Origin of the sequence: Pseudomonas putida, from assembly GCF_004357765.1 — a bacterium.
Taxonomy (GTDB): domain Bacteria; phylum Pseudomonadota; class Gammaproteobacteria; order Pseudomonadales; family Pseudomonadaceae; genus Aquipseudomonas; species Aquipseudomonas putida_U.
This window is the reverse complement of record NZ_SMTE01000018.1, coordinates 39,157-57,080: the sequence shown is the minus strand read 5'-3', so window position 1 is coordinate 57,080 and position 17,924 is coordinate 39,157. Positions and strand designations below refer to the sequence as shown.

General features: G+C 62.8%; 19 protein-coding genes. 6 read left to right on the top strand and 13 right to left on the bottom strand.

Annotated features, from left to right (window positions below; all coding sequences use genetic code 11):
• Window positions 1-12: 12 nt before the first annotated feature.
• Entirely contained in the window at window positions 13-1,059 is a 1,047-nt protein-coding gene (gene pyrC / locus E2H86_RS23060; RefSeq protein WP_133331833.1) for a dihydroorotase, read from the bottom strand.
• A 129-nt stretch (window positions 1,060-1,188) separates the two neighbouring features.
• Between pyrC and E2H86_RS23055 the strand changes: the two genes are divergently transcribed.
• Window positions 1,189-2,124: a flagellar protein MotY gene (locus tag E2H86_RS23055; RefSeq protein WP_133331832.1), complete on the top strand. Its 936-nt coding sequence runs from the start codon at window positions 1,189-1,191 to the stop codon at window positions 2,122-2,124.
• Between the two features lie 126 nt (window positions 2,125-2,250).
• Window positions 2,251-3,468: an argininosuccinate synthase gene (locus tag E2H86_RS23050; protein ID WP_133331831.1), complete on the top strand. Its 1,218-nt coding sequence runs from the start codon at window positions 2,251-2,253 to the stop codon at window positions 3,466-3,468.
• 64 nt (window positions 3,469-3,532) lie between these two features.
• On the opposite strand, the gene E2H86_RS23045 is transcribed toward E2H86_RS23050, so the two are convergent.
• Window positions 3,533-4,012: a hypothetical protein gene (locus E2H86_RS23045; protein WP_133331830.1), complete on the bottom strand. Its 480-nt coding sequence runs from the start codon at window positions 4,010-4,012 to the stop codon at window positions 3,533-3,535.
• Window positions 4,013-4,379: 367 nt separating this feature from the next.
• Here E2H86_RS23045 and E2H86_RS23040 point away from each other — a divergent pair, with 367 nt between their 5' ends.
• Window positions 4,380-5,006, top strand: coding sequence for a response regulator transcription factor (locus tag E2H86_RS23040; protein WP_133331829.1), 627 nt, complete (start codon window positions 4,380-4,382; stop codon window positions 5,004-5,006).
• A 51-nt stretch (window positions 5,007-5,057) separates the two neighbouring features.
• Here E2H86_RS23040 and E2H86_RS26050 read toward each other — a convergent pair whose 3' ends face one another.
• The 7 genes from E2H86_RS26050 to metG form a co-directional block, all read right to left on the bottom strand.
• Complete coding sequence (locus E2H86_RS26050) at window positions 5,058-5,234, bottom strand: PA3496 family putative envelope integrity protein (protein WP_165976115.1); 177 nt, start codon at window positions 5,232-5,234, stop codon at window positions 5,058-5,060.
• A gap of 104 nt (window positions 5,235-5,338) precedes the next feature.
• Window positions 5,339-5,977 (bottom strand): endonuclease III, encoded by a 639-nt coding sequence (gene nth / locus E2H86_RS23035; protein ID WP_133331828.1) that lies wholly within the window; start codon window positions 5,975-5,977, stop codon window positions 5,339-5,341.
• Window positions 5,978-5,981: 4 nt separating this feature from the next.
• Entirely contained in the window at window positions 5,982-6,506 is a 525-nt protein-coding gene (locus E2H86_RS23030) for an Rnf-Nqr domain containing protein (RefSeq protein WP_133331827.1), read from the bottom strand.
• Entirely contained in the window at window positions 6,499-7,101 is a 603-nt protein-coding gene (locus E2H86_RS23025) for an RnfABCDGE type electron transport complex subunit G (RefSeq protein WP_133331826.1), read from the bottom strand. Before E2H86_RS23025 ends, E2H86_RS23030 begins: the two co-directional genes overlap by 8 nt.
• Entirely contained in the window at window positions 7,098-8,081 is a 984-nt protein-coding gene (locus E2H86_RS23020) for an RnfABCDGE type electron transport complex subunit D (RefSeq protein WP_133331825.1), read from the bottom strand. The genes E2H86_RS23025 and E2H86_RS23020 overlap by 4 nt, the downstream gene beginning before the upstream one ends.
• Complete coding sequence (locus tag E2H86_RS23015) at window positions 8,078-8,617, bottom strand: Rnf-Nqr domain containing protein (protein ID WP_133331824.1); 540 nt, start codon at window positions 8,615-8,617, stop codon at window positions 8,078-8,080. Before E2H86_RS23015 ends, E2H86_RS23020 begins: the two co-directional genes overlap by 4 nt.
• A gap of 90 nt (window positions 8,618-8,707) precedes the next feature.
• Window positions 8,708-10,747 (bottom strand): methionine--tRNA ligase, encoded by a 2,040-nt coding sequence (gene metG, locus E2H86_RS23010; protein WP_133331823.1) that lies wholly within the window; start codon window positions 10,745-10,747, stop codon window positions 8,708-8,710.
• A gap of 159 nt (window positions 10,748-10,906) precedes the next feature.
• Between metG and apbC the strand changes: the two genes are divergently transcribed.
• Entirely contained in the window at window positions 10,907-12,001 is a 1,095-nt protein-coding gene (gene apbC, locus E2H86_RS23005) for an iron-sulfur cluster carrier protein ApbC (RefSeq protein ID WP_133331822.1), read from the top strand.
• Window positions 12,002-12,113: 112 nt separating this feature from the next.
• On the opposite strand, the gene E2H86_RS23000 is transcribed toward apbC, so the two are convergent.
• A complete protein-coding gene (locus tag E2H86_RS23000; RefSeq protein ID WP_016488765.1) occupies window positions 12,114-12,323 on the bottom strand; it encodes a cold-shock protein in 210 nt (69 codons plus the stop codon).
• A 327-nt stretch (window positions 12,324-12,650) separates the two neighbouring features.
• Between E2H86_RS23000 and dcd the strand changes: the two genes are divergently transcribed.
• Both dcd and E2H86_RS22990 read left to right on the top strand, forming a co-directional pair.
• Window positions 12,651-13,217, top strand: coding sequence for a dCTP deaminase (dcd, locus tag E2H86_RS22995; protein ID WP_012313046.1), 567 nt, complete (start codon window positions 12,651-12,653; stop codon window positions 13,215-13,217).
• Window positions 13,218-13,316: 99 nt separating this feature from the next.
• Window positions 13,317-13,544 (top strand): hypothetical protein, encoded by a 228-nt coding sequence (locus E2H86_RS22990; RefSeq protein ID WP_133331821.1) that lies wholly within the window; start codon window positions 13,317-13,319, stop codon window positions 13,542-13,544.
• On the opposite strand, the gene pdeM is transcribed toward E2H86_RS22990, so the two are convergent.
• From pdeM to E2H86_RS22975, 3 genes are all read right to left on the bottom strand, one after another.
• Window positions 13,545-14,201 (bottom strand): ligase-associated DNA damage response endonuclease PdeM, encoded by a 657-nt coding sequence (gene pdeM, locus E2H86_RS22985; protein WP_133331820.1) that lies wholly within the window; start codon window positions 14,199-14,201, stop codon window positions 13,545-13,547.
• Entirely contained in the window at window positions 14,198-16,642 is a 2,445-nt protein-coding gene (locus E2H86_RS22980; protein WP_133331819.1) for a ligase-associated DNA damage response DEXH box helicase, read from the bottom strand. The genes pdeM and E2H86_RS22980 overlap by 4 nt, the downstream gene beginning before the upstream one ends.
• A 67-nt stretch (window positions 16,643-16,709) precedes the next feature.
• Window positions 16,710-17,825: a succinylglutamate desuccinylase/aspartoacylase family protein gene (locus tag E2H86_RS22975; protein ID WP_133331818.1), complete on the bottom strand. Its 1,116-nt coding sequence runs from the start codon at window positions 17,823-17,825 to the stop codon at window positions 16,710-16,712.
• Between the last annotated feature and the right edge of the window lie 99 nt (window positions 17,826-17,924).

The following is a 17,924-nucleotide window of genomic DNA, read 5'->3' as shown; positions in this document are numbered from 1 at the left end:
AGAGGTCTTCGCTCACGCGTTGTCCTCCAGCAGGCGCCAACGCAGTTGCTCGCCCGCGCGCAGCGGCACCACGGTCTGCTCGCCGAACGGCAGGCTGTCCGGGGCGGTCCACTCCTCGCGGACCAGGGTGATGGTGTCGGTGTTCGCCGGCAGGCCGTAGAAGGCAGGGCCGTGGAGGCTGGCAAAGCCTTCGAGTTTATCCAGTGCGTTGCGTTGTTCGAACGCTTCGGCGTACAACTCGATCGCCGCATAGGCGGTGTAGCAACCGGCGCAACCGCAGGCGTTTTCCTTGGCGTGGCGTGCGTGCGGGGCGGAGTCGGTGCCCAGGAAGAACTTCGGATTGCCGCTGGTGGCCGCGTCCAGCAACGCCACCTGGTGGGTGTTGCGCTTGAGGATCGGCAAGCAATAGAAGTGCGGGCGGATGCCGCCAACCAGCATGTGGTTGCGGTTGTAAAGCAAGTGTTGGGCGGTGATGGTGGCGCCGACGTTGGCCGGGGCCTCGCTGACGAACTGCGCGGCGTCGGAGGTGGTGATGTGCTCGAACACCACCTTCAGGGTCGGGAAACGCTCGACGACACGGCGCAGATGCTCGTCGATGAAGCGCTTCTCGCGGTCGAACACGTCGATCTCGCTGCGCGTGACTTCACCGTGCACCAACAACGGCATGCCAGTTTCGGCCAGTGCCTCGAGCGCGGGGAAAATATTGTCGATGCTGGTCACGCCGGAGTCGGAGTTGGTGGTGGCGCCGGCCGGGTACAGCTTGGCGGCGTACACGAAGCCACTGGCCTTCGCTGCACGGACGTCCTCTGGGCTGGTGCGGTCGGTGAGGTACAGCACCATCAGCGGCTCGAAGCGGCTGCCGGCCGGGCGAGCGGCGAGGATGCGCTCGCGATAGGCGCCGGCTTCTTCGGCATTGCGTACCGGCGGAACCAGGTTGGGCATGATGATGGCACGGGCGAAGGTACGCGCCACATCGCCAACGGTATGAGGCAGGACGGCACCATCACGCAGATGGATGTGCCAGTCGTCGGGACGCAGGAGGGTCAGGCGATCGGACATTGGGGATTCCAGGCGGGTCGAACTCAAGGACCAATGCTACCGGAAAACCCTGGGCCGAGCACGGGCTTCAAGTTTTCCGCCAAGCGCCCGATAGCCTCCAGGTAAGCCGTCAAATAAGTGGAGCCGCCCGTGCGCCAGCGTTATCTAGCCCTGTTCACCTTGTTCGCCAGCATTCCGGCGGGCGCGCTGACCTTCCAGACCCGCATGGAAAATGTCGCCTGGACGGTCGAAGGCGATCAGTTCGAATGTCGCCTGATCCAGCCGATCGACGGCTTCGGCAGTGGCGAGTTCGTGCGTCGGGCAGGTGAACAGCCGGTGTTCCAGCTGCGCTCGGCCAGCAATGTGCTGGGTGCCGGCTCTGCCACATTGCTGGCAGCGGCCGCGCCTTGGCAGCCGGGGCGTGGCGATGTCAATTTGGGCGTGGTGCGCATGTCCCGCACCGGCGTGTTGTTCACGTCATCCCAAGGCCAGGCCAGCCGATTGATCAATGGCCTGCTCGATGGGCGCAGCACGGTGGTGCGCAATTACACCGGCGAAGGCGGCAGGGCAATGGAAGTGCGGGTGTTGCCAGTCAGTTTCAGCAAAGCCTACAACGACTATCAAGCCTGCGCGGCCAAGATGCTGCCGATGAACTTTGACCAGATCCGCCAGACCCAGGTCGGCTTCCCCGGTGGCGGTATCGAGCTGGATGCCTCGGCTCGGGCGCGGCTGGACGTGATTCTCGATTACCTGAAGGCCGATCCTTCGGTGAATCACATCGAGCTCAATGGTCACTCCGACAACAGCGGCAACCGCTTGACCAACCGCGATACCTCGCGCCGACGCGCGCTGGCCGTGGCCGATTACTTCAAGGCCCATGGCGTGCCGGAAGAGCAGATCGTCGTGCGCTTCCATGGGGAGCGCTATCCGCTGGTCAGGAACAACAGTGCCGCGAACCGGGCACGCAACCGCCGGGTGAACATCGAGCTCGATCGCGTGGCGCCGGTCGAGAAGCCCGCTCAACCCGCCCAAGCGGCGCCCGCGGCCGACGCCAAAGCCTCGCAACCGCCAGCGAAATCGTCCTGATCGGCCGTCCGTCGCACCTTCGACAGATACTGTCGCTTTGTCGTCAGAAGCTGTCGCCCCACTGTAAATTCGTGCGCAAGACCGGTAGAATCGACCGCTTTCCGTACAACCCCGTGGAGTGATGGCATGGCGGACGTAAAAAAGGTCGTACTGGCGTATTCCGGCGGCCTTGATACTTCGGTGATTCTCAAGTGGCTGCAAGATACCTACGACTGCGAAGTGGTGACCTTCACCGCTGACCTGGGCCAGGGCGAAGAGGTCGAGCCAGCCCGCGCCAAGGCCCAGGCGATGGGCGTCAAAGAGATCTACATCGATGACCTGCGCGAAGAATTCGTGCGTGACTTCGTGTTCCCGATGTTCCGCGCCAACACCGTCTACGAAGGCGAGTACCTGCTGGGTACTTCGATCGCCCGTCCGCTGATCGCCAAACGCCTGATCGAAATCGCCAACGAAACCGGCGCAGACGCCATTTCCCATGGCGCTACCGGTAAAGGCAACGACCAGGTTCGTTTCGAGCTGGGTGCCTACGCACTCAAGCCAGGCGTCAAGGTCATCGCCCCATGGCGTGAGTGGGACCTGCTGTCCCGCGAGAAGCTGATGGACTACGCCGAGAAGCACGGCATCCCGATCGAGCGTCACGGCAAGAAGAAATCGCCTTACTCGATGGACGCCAACCTGCTGCACATCTCCTACGAGGGCGGTGTCCTGGAAGATACCTGGACCGAGCACGAGGAAGACATGTGGCGCTGGAGCGTCTCCCCGGAGAACGCCCCTGACCAGGCGACTTACATCGAGCTGACCTACCGCAACGGTGATATCGTCGCCATCGACGGCGTCGAGAAGACCCCGGCGACCGTGCTGGCCGATCTCAACCGCATTGGTGGTGCCAACGGTATCGGTCGCCTCGACATCGTCGAGAACCGCTATGTCGGCATGAAGTCCCGTGGTTGCTACGAAACCCCGGGCGGCACCATCATGCTCAAGGCCCACCGTGCGATCGAATCGATCACCCTGGACCGTGAAGTCGCTCACCTCAAAGACGAGCTGATGCCCAAGTACGCCAGCCTGATCTACACCGGTTACTGGTGGAGCCCGGAGCGTGTGATGCTGCAGCAGATGATCGACGCTTCGCAGGTCAACGTGAACGGCGTAGTGCGTCTGAAACTGTACAAGGGCAATGTCACCGTGGTGGGTCGCAAGTCCGACGACTCGCTGTTCGACGCCAACATCGCGACCTTCGAAGAAGATGGCGGCGCCTACAACCAGGCTGACGCCGCTGGCTTCATCAAGCTCAACGCTCTGCGCATGCGTATTGCTGCCAACAAGGGCCGTTCGCTGCTCTGAGGCATTGCTGCTGTACCGACCCCGGCTCAGGCCGGGGTTTTTTTTTGTGTCTGCCCCAGGCCGCTCAGAGCGTTTCCGCTGTCGCCTCACCGGGCAATTCGCTAAGTGAAAAATGGATGCATTGGCGTGTCTCAAGGTTGCAGAAAACCCACTGACAGGTATGCCCACCAGGCTGAGCCAGGGAGTGACAGATTTGGCTCTCGATCATTCGTTGCGCTGCAGGTCCTGTCAGTGTAACGGTGAACGGCGCGCTGGACGCTGCCTCGCTGGCCTCTACCATCCGCTCGGCGAGCGCGTCGCGGCTCGCTTGATTGCGTTTCGCAGTGGCCTGGCGCGGGTCAGGCTTGTAGAACGATTTGTAGTTGAAGTTCAGCGTGATGAAGAACAGCGCCGTCAGGAAAAAGGGGAAGCCCACCAGAAACCAGGTATACAGCGCTTGGCTGTGTTCGCTGAGAAACGGCAATGTAGCCAGCGCGGAAGCCTCGGCTATCCCGGCGAAGATCGCAATGATCGTGAGTGGGGCGACTGGTTGTAAACGGGCCAAGGATACAGCCTCCGTCAGTGTGTCCGACTATCGATAGCCCTTATGTCGGCCGCACTGAAGTGCCAAGGCTTTCCTGTAGCTGAACGCTTTCCCGGTAACTTTCCAACGTTGAAGCGGAAACGAAAAATCCTTCACGCCGGTGCTGCTATGGCAACTGGGCCGGTTCCCGTAGCTTTGTTAGCGTTTAGTCAGTTCATGGAAGAAGTGGAAAACAGATTGTTTTCCATGAGTCGCGTGTAGGAATTTTCTCTGAGTTATGTAGGTTTTATCTATTCGTGCGTTTAAGCAGGGGATGGTTACGCGCTTAGGGGGGTTGCTCGGTTATTGTGGCGGCTCGTGACTAATAAAATCGTTGAATGGATATCGCATGAATAAAGTCGTTATTGTGGATGATCATCCGGTCATACGCCTGGCCGTACGCATGCTGATGGAGCGGCATGGATACGATATCGTCGGCGAGACCGACAACGGTGTGGCAGCCTTGCAACTGGTGCGGGAATATCTGCCGGATATCGTGGTACTGGATATCGGCATACCCAAGTTGGATGGCCTGGAGGTCATCACCCGTGTCACGGGGGTCAGCCCACGTAGCCGGGTACTGGTCCTGACATCGCAGGCCCCAGGGCATTTTTCGATGCGGTGCATGCAGGCGGGTGCTGCAGGGTATGTCTGCAAGCAACAGGAACTCACCGAGCTACTCAGCGCAATCAAGGCGGTGCTTTCCGGATATAGCTATTTCCCCAACCAGGCCCTGCACAAAACGCGTGGCCGACTGGGTGGCTGCAGTGAAACGGAAATGGTCGACCGCCTTTCGGCCCGCGAGATGACGGTGCTGCAACAACTCGCCAGGGGCCGGTCCAACAAGGAAATTGCCGAAAGCATGTTTCTCAGCAACAAGACGGTCAGCACCTACAAGACTCGCTTGTTGCTGAAGCTCAATGCCCGTTCGCTGGTCGACCTGATCGAGCTCGCCCAGCGTCATGGTCTGGCATGACCGACACCCGACATCGCTCGGAAAGCCCCCGTTGGCGGCTTTCCTGCAGGTTTAGAGGTCGTAGTCGAAATCGGCCAGTTGCTTTTGCAGGCGACGCTCTTCCAGCAGGTTATCGATGGTGCGTCGCTTGCTCAGGTTGGTCTTCGCCGTTTCCACCTGAGGCTCTGCGTCGTCATCGACGATATCAATGTCATCTTCGATCGACAGGTCTTCTTTGTCGGTACTCATGATTCGCTCCAAGCCAAGGGGCCATTGGCCGTCCTTATAGCGAGAAAGCGAAGCCTGGTAAAAAAGATTTTTTCAATCGCCACTACCGCTTTTTTACTATCGGCTCAATCGTCGGAAGTCTTCTGTTTGAATTCGCACAGATCCTCTATCCGGCAACTTCCACAGCGCGGCTTGCGCGCCTGGCAAACGTAGCGCCCATGGAGAATCAGCCAGTGGTGGGCGTCCAGCAGATAATCCTTGGGTACGAACTTGATCAGTTTGCGCTCGACCTCCAGTACGGTTTTGCCGGGGGCGATGCCGGTACGGTTGCTGACCCGGAAAATATGCGTGTCCACCGCCATGGTCGGTTGACGGAAAGCGGTGTTGAGTACCACGTTGGCGGTCTTGCGACCAACCCCCGGCAATGCCTCCAGGGCTTCGCGAGTTTGTGGAACCTCGCCACCGTGACGTTCGATGAGCAGGCGGCACGTCTCGATCACGTTCTTGGCCTTGCTGTTGTACAGACCGATGGTCTTGATGTACTGGCTCAGGCCCTCGACTCCCAGGGCGTAAATGGCCTCGGGGGTATTGGCGACCGGGAACAGCCGAGCCGTGGCCTTGTTGACCCCAACGTCGGTCGATTGCGCCGACAAAGTCACGGCAACCAGCAATTCGAAAGGTGTGGTGTAGGCCAGCTCGGTCTTCGGGTCGGGATTGTCTTCGTGCAGCCTGCGAAAGATCTCGAGGCGTTTTGCGGCATTCATGGAGTCAGGGCTTTCCTTCACGGCTTGGTCGGGCAATGCCCGTTTTCGTTCGATTGTACAAGGCCAGGAGTAATCCGAGCAGTATCAATGCGCCTGGCGCAAGGCCTGCCAACTGCAGGCCTGCCCAATGTCCAAGCCACTGGCGGCAGGCGCCGAGCAGCAGGCTGCTGCCCAGCAGGCTACCCAGGTACAGCGCCAGCGGTCGCCAGCCGCGGGTTCTGCCGAGCAGGTGCTCGACCAGTAGGCATTGCACGGCGAACAGCACTGGCCAATGCCCAAGTGCCACGGCCAGAGGCATGTTCCAAGTGGCGAGGGCCAGCTGCAGGCAACTGCTGAGGGCGGCCAGGATTACCAGGCTGGCCAGACGGCAGGCACCGCTGCTTAGTCGGCGGCGCAGCGGTGCCACAAATGCTTGGTGCAGTGCCGTCAGGCAAACGGCGTACAGGCCGAACAGGCAGCCTTGAGCCAAGGTCTGGGTGGCTCCCAGCAGAGGCACGAGGCCGACGGCGAGCAGATAAAGACTAGTCATGGTCGGAGTTGCCCAGCAGCGCATGGCGGTGTTGATCGAAGTAGCTCAGGGCCTCGCGCAGTGCTGTCATCACCGCTCGGGATGTGACTGTGGCGCCGGCCAGCTGGTCGAAGTCGCCGCCGTCACGCCTGAGGGACCAATGGTCTGTCGACCGGTGTCCGGCGAACTGCGTCAGCCAAGCCAGTTGCGGTTCGCCAAGACGCCCGCCGAGCCCCGGCGTTTCCTGTTGCCCGATGACACGACTGGCCAATAGGCGGCCGTCGGGCGCGATGGCGATGCTCAGGGTGATGGGGCCGGTATAGCCTTGGATCTGGCTGATCAGCAGGATCGCCGTGGGCCGATTGGCCAGGGTCGCGAGGTAGCCCGCCTGGAGGCGGCTGTTGGGTAGCTGCGATTCCGCCAGCGCGAGCGGGGCATCCAGTGGACGATTGTCATAGCTGTGTGCAGGCAGCACGGCCAGTCGCTGCTCGGTTTGCAGCTGGATCTGGGCACGGGCCCTGGCGGGTTCGGTCCAGTGTCGCCAGGCCAGCGTTGCCGACGCTGCCAGCGCGGTTATCACGAGCAGGCCGAGGATATTACGTCCGTGGTTGTTCATGGCGCCACCTGCTGGCGGCGCATGGCGAGGCGTTCGAGGCTCGGTACGGCCAGGTTCATCAACAGCACCGCAAAAGCGGTACCATCGGGGTAATTGCCCCAGGTGCGGATGAGATAGATCAGCAGCCCGGCGGCAAATCCGTACAGCAGCTTGGCCAGCGCGGCCCGTGGCGCCGAGACCGGTTCGGTAATGATGAAGAAGGCACCCAGCATCGTCGAGCCGGAGAACAGGTGAAGCAGGGGGGAGCCATTGGAGTCGGACCCCGAGCCGTTCCAGGCCAGTAGGCTGAACAGGGCCAAACCCGCCAGCAGGCCCGCGGGTGCGTGCCAGGTGATGACTTTGCGTTGCAGCAGTACCAGTCCGCCGAGCAGGAACCCAAGGTTGGCCCACTCGCTACCGCGTCCGCCGACGGTGCCAAAACCGGGATGACGGGTGAACAGCTCATCGATCGTCAGGCTGCGGTTATGACGCAGGCCATCGAGTACCGTGGGTTGAGCCCAGGCATCGGCCTGTTGGCCGCTGCCGAATACCGCTTGCCAGGTATCGAGCAAACCGTGCGCCTGGTCGGGCCAGTGATTCATCTGCAGGGGGAAGCTCAGCAGGACGAAGGCATAGCCCACCATGGCCGGGTTGAACAGGTTGCGGCCCACGCCCCCAAAGGCCTGTTTGCCCACGCCAATGGCGACCGCTGCGGCGGTCACGGGTAGCCACCAGGGGGCGCCTGGGGGCAATGCGGCAGCCAGCAATACGGCAGTGACCAGCGCGCTCGTGTCGGCGAGGGCGGTGCCGATGGGGCGTTGGCGCCACGCCAGCAACAGCGCTTCGCTGGCCACGGCGGACAGTGAGCACAGCAACAAATTCACCGCGACACCCCAACCGTACTGCCAGAGCAAGGCCAGCACGCCGGGAATGCATGCCAGCAGTACCAAGACCATGGTCTGGCGTAAGCGCTGGGCATCGCTGCGTTGTGTCTGGCTCATGGCCTGAGCAACCCGCTGAGTCCGCTGAACGCCATGGTCATCACGCCGACGCCGAGCAATTCGATGGGCAATCCACGCAGGCAGGTTGGCACGTCGTCGTGTCGGGTGCGCTGACGCAGGTCGTCGAACAGAACCAGCGCCAACCACAAGCCTAGGCCGCCCAATACGGCGCAGCCCAACGTCGTCAGCCAGCTTCCAGTGTTTTCGCCAAGCTGCAGAATCAACCCTAGCACCAGCACGTTTATCGCCAGCGGCTGTTGCGCAGATCGATCCCCCCAGGCAAGGCCCAATCGGGTCAAGGCATGCGGCATTGTCCAGCCAAGCAGAGCCAGCCAGGGCAGCAGTATGAACAGACGCAGGTCTTGCAGGTGCCAGGGCGTCAGCAGCCAGGCGTCGAGCAGATAGCCACTGCTGACGCCGAGGGCGACGTAAAGCGCACAGAACAGCCCCAACCCATGGCGATCGGTTGCGCAGGTGTTGGTGGCCAGGTGATTGATCAGCACGGCGCTGACCAGCAGCAAGACGGCATCGTTCATGGCTATGACGATAGTCGTCCGTGGGCAGGTGTGTCGTCTTGGCGCGACGGGTGAAAGCAAAGCCCCGGCACTGAGGCCGGGGCTTGGGGCTTACTTGATGCGTTGACCTGGTTTGGCACCGCTGTCGGGGCTAAGCAGGTAGATCTCTTCGCCACCTGGGCCGGCTGCCATGACCATGCCCTCGGAAATGCCGAAGCGCATTTTTCGCGGTTTGAGGTTGGCCACCATCATGGTCAAGCGGCCTTCCAACTGCGACGGGTCGGGATAGGCCGACTTGATGCCGGAGAACACATTGCGGCGCTCGTCACCGATGTCCAGGGTCAGTTGCAGCAGCTTGTCGGCACCGGCAACCGCCTCGGCCTTGACGATCAGCGCCACGCGCAGGTCGACGGCGGCAAAGGTATCGAATTCGATCTCGGCCGACAGTGGATCCTTGGCCAGCTCGCCGTTACCCGCAGGTACTGCAGTCTGGGTAGCGGCCAGGTCTTCCTTGCTGGCGGCGACCATCGCCTCGACCTTGGCCGGCTCAATGCGGCTCATGAGCGGTTTGAAGGCGTTCAGCGTGTGGTTTTCCAGGCGTGACAGGTGATCGTTCCAGGTCAGTGGCGCCACATTGAGGAAGGCCTCGGCATCTGCGGCGAGTACCGGCAACACCGGCTTGAGGAAGATCACCAGTTGGCGGAACAGGTTGATACCTTGGGCGCAGATCGCCTGAACCTCGGCCTGCTTGCCATCCTGCTTGGCCAACGACCAGGGTGCTTTGTCGGCGATCCAGGCGTTGGCGCGGTCGGCCAGCGCCATGATTTCGCGCATGGCGCGGGCGAAGTCGCGCCCTTCGTAGGCCTCGGCGATCGACGGCGCGGCGGCCAGGAAGGCCTCGGTCAGTTCCGGGGCGGCGTCGCCTGCCACCAGCACACCGTCATTGCCCTTGTGCACGAAGCCGGCGCAACGGCTGGCAATGTTGACGACCTTGCCGACCAGGTCGGAGTTGACCTTCTGCACGAAGTCTTCGAGGTTCAGGTCCAGGTCGTCGACGCCCCGGCCCAGTTTGGCTGCGTAGTAGTAACGCAGGTATTCAGGCTGCAGATGGTCCAGGTAGGTGCGCGCCTTGATGAAAGTGCCCCGCGACTTGGACATCTTGGCGCCATTGACGGTCAGGTAGCCATGCACGTTGATGCCGTTGGGCTTGCGGTAACCTGCGCCCTCGAGCATGGCTGGCCAGAACAGGGCGTGGAAGTTGACGATGTCCTTGCCGATGAAGTGGTACAGCTCGGCTTTGGAATCGGCATTCCAGAACGCGTCGAAGTCCAGCTCCGGACGACGCGCGCAGAGGTTCTTGAAGCTGGCCATGTAGCCGATCGGCGCATCCAGCCAGACGTAGAAGTACTTGCCAGGCTCGCCGGGGATCTCGAAGCCGAAGTACGGCGCGTCACGGGAGATGTCCCACTCCTGCAGGCCCGAGTCGAGCCATTCGGCCAGCTTGTTGGCCACGGCGTCCTGCAGGGTACCGCTGCGGGTCCACTGCTGCAGCATGGCCTGGAAGTCGGGCAGCTTGAAGAAGAAGTGCTGGGAGTCGCGCAGTACCGGGGTCGCCCCGGAAATCGCCGACTTGGGATTCTTCAGTTCGGTGGGCGCGTAGGTCGCCCCGCACTTCTCGCAGTTATCGCCGTACTGATCTTCGGCCGCGCACTTGGGGCAGGTGCCCTTGATGAAGCGGTCGGCCAGGAACATGCCTTTTTCCGGGTCGTAGTATTGGGTGACCGAACGGGTGGCGATGTGCCCGGCATCTTTCAGACGGGTGTAGATGAGCGTGGACAGCTCGCGGTTTTCTTCGCAGTGGGTCGAGTGGAAGTTGTCGAAGTCGACCAGGAAATCGGCGAAGTCAGCGCTGTGCTCGGCCTGGACATCGGCAATCAATTGCTCCGGGGTGATGCCTTCCTTTTCGGCGCGCAGCATGATGGCCGAGCCGTGGGCGTCGTCGGCGCAGACGTAGATGCACTGGTTCCCGCGCAGCTTCTGGAAGCGCACCCACATGTCCGTCTGAATGTACTCGAGCATATGGCCAAGGTGAATGGATCCATTGGCATAGGGCAGGGCGCTGGTAACGAGAATCTGACGTGGCTCGGACATGGTGGCTCGGCTACTTATCTGGCGACGGGGTAAAAAACAGGTTGATCGGCCACTATAAAGGGCCGGCGAAGATATTTCACCCCAAGGACGCATCTGCTGACGATTGACGGGTTAGGATAGGCGCCTGATTCACTTACTCGTTTGCCAATGGGAGTCTCCATGAGTGCCGTCACCCGTGCCGCCGTCGAAGGTGTGCTTCGCCAGTACACCGACCCCTATCTGAACCAGGACCCGGTCAGCGCCGGGTGCGTGCGCACCCTCGACATCCAGGGAGGCAAGGTCACCGTCAAACTGCAGCTGGGCTACGCGGCCGGCCTGTTCAAGGGCGGTTGGGCGCAGGTATTGCGCACCGCCATCGAAAACCTCGACGGCGTCGACAGCGCCGACGTGTCGATCGACTGCGTGATTGCCGCGCACAAGGCTCAGGCCCAGGTGCCGGGAATGGCCAACGTGAAGAACATCGTCGCGGTCGCCTCGGGCAAGGGCGGTGTCGGCAAGTCCACTACCGCAGCCAACCTGGCGCTGGCCCTGGCCCGTGAGGGCGCCCGGGTGGGGATTCTCGATGCCGACATCTACGGTCCTAGCCAAGGTGTGATGTTCGGCATCGCCGAGGGGACCCGGCCGCAGGTGCGCGAACAGAAGTGGTTCGTGCCGATCAAGGCCCATGGTGTGGAAGTCATGTCGATGGCCTTTCTCACCGATGACAACACGCCCATGGTCTGGCGCGGGCCCATGGTCTCGGGCGCGCTGCTGCAACTGGTGACCCAGACCGCCTGGGACGACCTTGACTACCTGGTGATCGACATGCCGCCAGGCACCGGCGACATTCAGCTGACCCTGGCGCAGAAAGTCCCGGTGGCCGGCTCGGTAATCGTCACCACCCCTCAGGACCTGGCATTGCTCGACGCCAAGAAGGGCGTGGAGATGTTCCGCAAGGTCAACATCCCGGTGCTGGGTGTGGTGGAGAACATGGCCGTGCACATCTGCTCGAACTGCGGCCACGCCGAGCATCTGTTCGGCGAGGGCGGCGGGGAGAAGCTGGCGGCCCAATACGGCGTCGAACTGCTGGCCTCGCTGCCGTTGTCGATGCTGATCCGCGAGCAGGCCGACAGCGGCAAGCCCACGGCCATTGCCGAGCCGGAGAGCCAGATCGCCTTGGTCTACCAGGAACTGGCACGTCAGGTCGGAGCGCGGATCGTGCTGCAGGAGGCGGCCGCGCCAGCGATGCCGAGCATTACCATCAGCGAGGACTGATGTGCCAGGGTGGTCGCCGGCTGACTGGCGATCACCCTGCAGCGGTTTTCGACCAGAATGAAAAAACCCGCCAGAAGGCGGGTTTTTTTGAAAGCGAGGAAGCGAGATCGACTTAGGCGATCTGAACTTCTTCAGCCTGCATGCCTTTCTGGCCGCGGGTAGCGACGAAAGTAACAGCCTGGCCTTCTTTCAGGGTTTTGAAGCCGTCAGCTTGGATGGCTTTGAAGTGCACGAACAGGTCGTCGCCCGACTGAGGGGTGATGAAGCCGTAGCCCTTCTCATCGTTGAACCACTTGACGGTACCGGATTGACGGTTGGACATTTTTCTGTCTCCTTGGACAAAGTTGATTACGGTCAGGAAAAAACCTGCCCGGGACTGAGCGCAAAGAGAGCAGAAAATTCAGCGATGGGCCGATCAGGATCGTGCATCAAACTAGAGATTCTCGGTGTCACGTGCAGCACAGTGGCGCCACCTTAACCCACTTTCCGCGGCCTGCCAATGGCCAGAAGACGCTTTAGAGAAATTCGGATCGGCGGCCGTGGCGGCCCCGTCCGGCGCGGGATGCGGCATGGAACTTTAACCTGGGCGCCGGGACCGGTAAGATGCGCGTTGATTTTTTCCCCGCAACTCTTCAGGACTCCCCCCGCCATGAGCATCAAATCGGACAAGTGGATTCGCCGCATGGCGCAGGAACACGGCATGATCGAACCGTTCGTCGAGCGCCAGGTGCGCGGCGAGCACGACAGTCGTGTCATCTCCTTCGGTGTTTCCAGCTACGGCTACGACGTGCGTTGCGCCGATGAATTCAAGGTATTCACCAACATCAATTCGGCCACTGTCGACCCCAAGAACTTCGACGCCGGCAGCTTCGTCGACGTCAAGAGCGACGTCTGCATCATCCCGCCGAACTCCTTCGCCCTGGCCCGCACCGTCGAGTACTTCCGCATTCCGCGCAATGTGCTGACCATCTGCCTGGGCAAGAGCACCTACGCGCGTTGCGGCATTATCGTCAACGTCACGCCCCTCGAGCCGGAGTGGGAAGGTCACGTGACCTTGGAGTTCTCCAACACCACCACGCTGCCGGCGAAGATCTATGCCAACGAAGGTGTCGCACAGATGCTGTTCCTGGAATCCGATGAAGAGTGCGAAGTGTCTTACAAAGACCGTGGCGGCAAGTACCAGGGCCAGCGCGGCGTTACCCTGCCACGTACCTGAGCCGACGAGCGCGGGGAATTCCTTCCCGCATTGGCACTCCAACCCTTTGAACAGTGCCGAATGCGCATGACGCGTATCGGCCCCTGTCAGGAGTCGCCAATGAAACTAGATCCCGCAATCAGCGCGAAGCTGGCTGTACTGCAGCCCAACCAGGTCGGCCTGCTGGCCTGGAGCCTGCTGGCGCATCCGCTGCCGATGCACGCAGGCGGCATCCCGGGACAGCCCGATCCCGATCCTTCGCCCGCGCCGCAACCCGGCGACGACCCGCCTATGGAGCCCGGTGAGCCCACCCTGCCGGACGATCCTCCACCTGCACCGGTGGCCTGATCAGCCTTTCAGTGCCCAGACCCGATCGGCACCTGCGAGAAATATCCGGTCGCCCGACGCAGGGGCGACCGTCCATCCTCCGGTGAACTCACCAAAGGCCGGCAGCAGGCTGACCCGTGCATCGATCACGAAGCATGGCAGCCGCAACCGCTGCCGGGCCCGTCCGCGTAACACGAAGACCGGATGCACGTGTCCTGCCAGCACCGCGTGGGTGGGATGGGACTCGGGTTCGTGACACAGGGCGAACGGTCCGACCAGCCAGGGCTCGTTGGTCATTTCTATGCCCAGATCACTTGGCGGGTCGCCTGCATGGCGGTCATGGTTGCCGCGTACCAGCACGATGTGCAGCCCGGCATGCTGTGCCCGCCAGTCCCGCAGGCGGGCCAGGGTCGCTGGGGCATGGGCGTGCCGGGCATGGAGAAAGTCGCCAAGCACGATCAACTGCTGGCAATCCAACTCGCCCAGCAAGGTGTCCAGGCGCGCCAGCGTCGCGGTGGTGGTGCCCCTAGGCACCGGCTGGTGTAGCGCACGGTAGCTGGCGGCTTTGCCGATATGCACGTCTGCCACCAGCAGGGCCTTGCGCGCCGGCCAGTAGAGGGCCTTGTCCGGCAGTAACCAGAGCGTCTGGCCGCAATGTTCGATCGCCAGATAGTTCATTCCGCCAGTTTCTCCAGATCCGAAACCATGCGCGCAATGCGGTCCGCCAGCTTTTCAGTGCTCAGCGTCTCGCGCATGCCCTCGACCAGCAAGGTGAAGGCCAGTGGGCCAGGGCGCCGCAGCGGGTGCAGGTCCAGTTGCAATTGACTCATGTCCAGCAAATGGCGCTGCAGGCGTTCGATTTCCAACTCCTCGCGCAGCACCTCATCCCGCGCCTGACCGAGCAGCAGGTTGTCGGTATCGTGCTTACGAAACACTTCGTAGAACAACCCGCTGGAAGCTTGGATCTGCCGCGTGCTTTTTTGTGCGGCGGGGTAACCGCCGAAAACCAGGCCGGAAATCTGCGCAATCTCGCGAAACCGTCGCAGCGCCATTTCCCCCGCGTTGAGGCTGGCCAGCACGTCCTCCAGCAAGTGTTCGGTCGACAGCGCAGCGGGAAGGCACCTGGCCCAATCCACGTCACTGGGACTGAGCAGTTCGAAACCATAGTCGCTCACCGCGATCGACACCGACAGCGGCTGTACCCGGCTCACGCGCCAGGCGATCAGATTGGCCAGGCCCAGGTTGGCCATGCGCCCGGCGAAGGGGTAGAGGAACAAGTGCGAGCCCTGGCGCGTGGTCAGAGTCTCGGCCAGCAGCGTCCGCTGCGTGGGCAGCGCTGACCACTGGGATTGGAGCGTGAGCAAGGGGCGCACGGCGCGCATTTCCGGGCTGTCGTAGCGGCCTCGTGCTGCGGCGTCGAGCTGTGCGACCAGGGCGTCGGCCAGCTCGCTGGACAGTGGCATGCGCCCGCCGTTCCAACGTGCCACCGCCGCCTTGCGTGAGGTACTGCGGCGCACGTAGGCGGTCATGTTCTCCACGCGCACCAATTCCAGCACCCGGCCGGCGAACAACAAGGTGTCGCCGGGGCGCAGGCGGGCGATGAAGGCTTCTTCCACGCTGCCCAGGTGTTTGCCACCGCCCCCCTTGCTCCAATACTTGAGCTGCAGGCTGGCGTCACTGACGATGGTGCCGATGCCCATCCGATGACGCCGCGCCAGGCGTTCGCTGGCGACCCGCCAGAACCCGTCGGGTTGGGCCTCGACGCGCTGGTAGTCGGGGTAGGCGCTCAGCGAATTGCCGCCATGGCGGACGAAGTCCAGCGCCCACTGCCACTGGCTGTCGCGTAATTCCCGGAAGGCCCAGGTGCTGCGTACCTCGGACAGCAGTTCCGACGGGCGAAAACCGCTGCCCAAGGCCATGCTGACCAAGTGCTGGACCAACACGTCCATGCTCAGGCGCGGCGACTGGCGCGCCTCGATATGGCCGGCGGCAAGGGCACTGCGCGCTGCGGCTGCCTCGACCAGCTCCAGGCTGTGGGTGGGTACGAGCGTGATGCGCGACGGCCGCCCCGGCGCATGGCCAGAGCGGCCAGCACGTTGCATCAGGCGGGCGATCCCCTTGGCCGAGCCGATTTGCAACACCCGTTCGACCGGTAGAAAGTCCACGCCCAGGTCGAGGCTGGACGTGCATACCACGGCCTTCAATGTGCCCTGCTTGAGGCTGCGTTCGACCCAGTCGCGTGTGTCGCGGGCCAGTGAGGCGTGGTGCAAGGCGATCAGCCCCGCCCAGTCGGGTCGTGCGTCGAGCAGCGCCTGGTACCAGAGCTCGGCCTGGGCACGGGTGTTGGTGAACACCAGGGTGCTGGCGCTGGTGTCGATTTCGGTCGCGACCTGGGCGAGCATTTTCAGGCCCATGTGCCCGGCCCAAGGGAAGCGCTCGATGGCCTCTGGAAGCAAGGTGTCGACCAGCAGGCGCTTGTCCTGGCGACCCTCGATCAGCCGCCCGCCAGCGGGCACCAGCACGTCGAGCGCGTGCTGCAGGTTGCCCAGGGTCGCCGACAGCCCCCAGACCACCAGTTCGGGATGCCAGCGGCGCAGGCGTGCCAGGGCCAGTTGCAGTTGCACGCCACGCTTGTTGCCGAGCAATTCGTGCCACTCGTCCACGACGACCAGGCGCAGGCTGGCGAAGTCCTCGCTGGCCTGGGTGCGGGTCATCAGCAGGGTCAGGCTTTCCGGCGTGGTGATCAGGGCACTGGGCAAACGTCGCGCCTGGCGCGCGCGTTCGGCGCTGCCGGTATCGCCACTGCGCACGCCGACGGTCCAGTTCAGCTCGAGTTCATCCAGCGGCGCCTGCAGCGCACGGACGGTGTCGGCAGCCAACGCGCGCATGGGGGTGATCCATAACACGCGCAACGGCGCGGGCAGGCGTCCGCCAGGTGAGTTGGCGAAGGCGCGCAGCGCGGCCAGCCAGACGGCGTAGGTCTTGCCAGCACCGGTGCTGGCATGCAGCAAACCCGACTCGCCTCGTTCGACCGCCGCCCAGACCCGGCGCTGGAACGCGAACGGTGTCCAGCCACGGGTTGCGAACCAGGCATTGGCGAGGTCGGAGGAGGCGGGCATCGAGCAAAGCATCCTTGGCAGGGTGTGCTTCTACAGACCGCGCCCCAGGCGTTTTGGTTTTACCGGATCAGTTGGCCAGCAGGTAGCCGCTGCGGCACACGTCTTCGCCTGCGACGTGGGCGATGACCATGCCGGTGGTGGCCATCCGTCGGACGCTGCGCGCATACAACAGTCCGGCCTGGCCGGTATGCACGGGCGTGACCCGATCATTGAGCGGATCGATGACTTCGGCGATCAGCTGGCCGGCTTCGAGGAACTGTCCGGGGCGTGCATGATAGACCAGCAGGCCGCCGAGCGGCGCCGCCACCGGCTCGACTGCAGCCAGCGGCGTTGCAGCACGTGCCAGGGACGGCAGCGGTGGGACGGGACCTTCGATCACCCCGGCATGGGTGAGAAAGTCGAGGATGGCTTGGCAGTCCTTGCCCGCCAGTTCGTGGCTGACATCGGCCTGGCCGCGAAGCTCGACGGTGACCGAGAAGCTGCCCAGAGGAATCGGATAGCGTTTGCCGAAGCGCTGCTGCAACTGCCACCAGACCAGGCTGAAGCATTCGTCGAACGATTGCCCGCCCGAGTCGGTGGCCAGCAGGCTGGCCTGGGCACCGAGGTAGCGGGCCAGGGGTTCGACCTGCGGCCATGCCTCGGGTGTGGTGTAGAGGTGTTCGACGGCTTCGAAGTCGCAGTGCAGGTCGAGCACGATGTCCGCGTCGCAGGCCAGGCGCTGCAAGGTCAGGCGCTGGGATTGCAGCGGCGTGTGCACCGGATGGGCATCCAGGCCGCGGCGCAGGTATTCGCGAATCAGCGCGATGTTGTGGGCGGGATCCTGGGTCAGGTGGCCATCGATCAGGTCGCCGATGCTGTCGGACAGGTCGACGAAGTTGCGGTTGAAATTCTCGCCGCTCTGTAGTTCGAAGCGCCCCAGCGGTGCATCCAGCAGTACCTGCTCTAGGCCGACCGGATTGGCCACCGGCACCAATACGATTTCCCGCTGCAGACGACCTTGGTGTTCCAGGTCGGTCAGGCGGCGTTTCAGGTGCCAGGCTACCAGCATGCCAGGCAGTTCGTCGGCGTGCAGAGAGGCCTGGATGTACACCTTGCCACCACCCCGGGGGCCGAAGTGAAAGCTGTGGAGCTGTCGGGTGATGCCGGGTACGGGAGAGAGCAGGTCGTGGGTCGAATGGTGCATGGTGGTCCTGGCTGCGTGGCGAAAACGGTCTGCGACACGGGTCGGCAGAAAGATAGAAGCACAGTTTGGTCGATTGTGCTTCACCGTTTCGCGTATCGT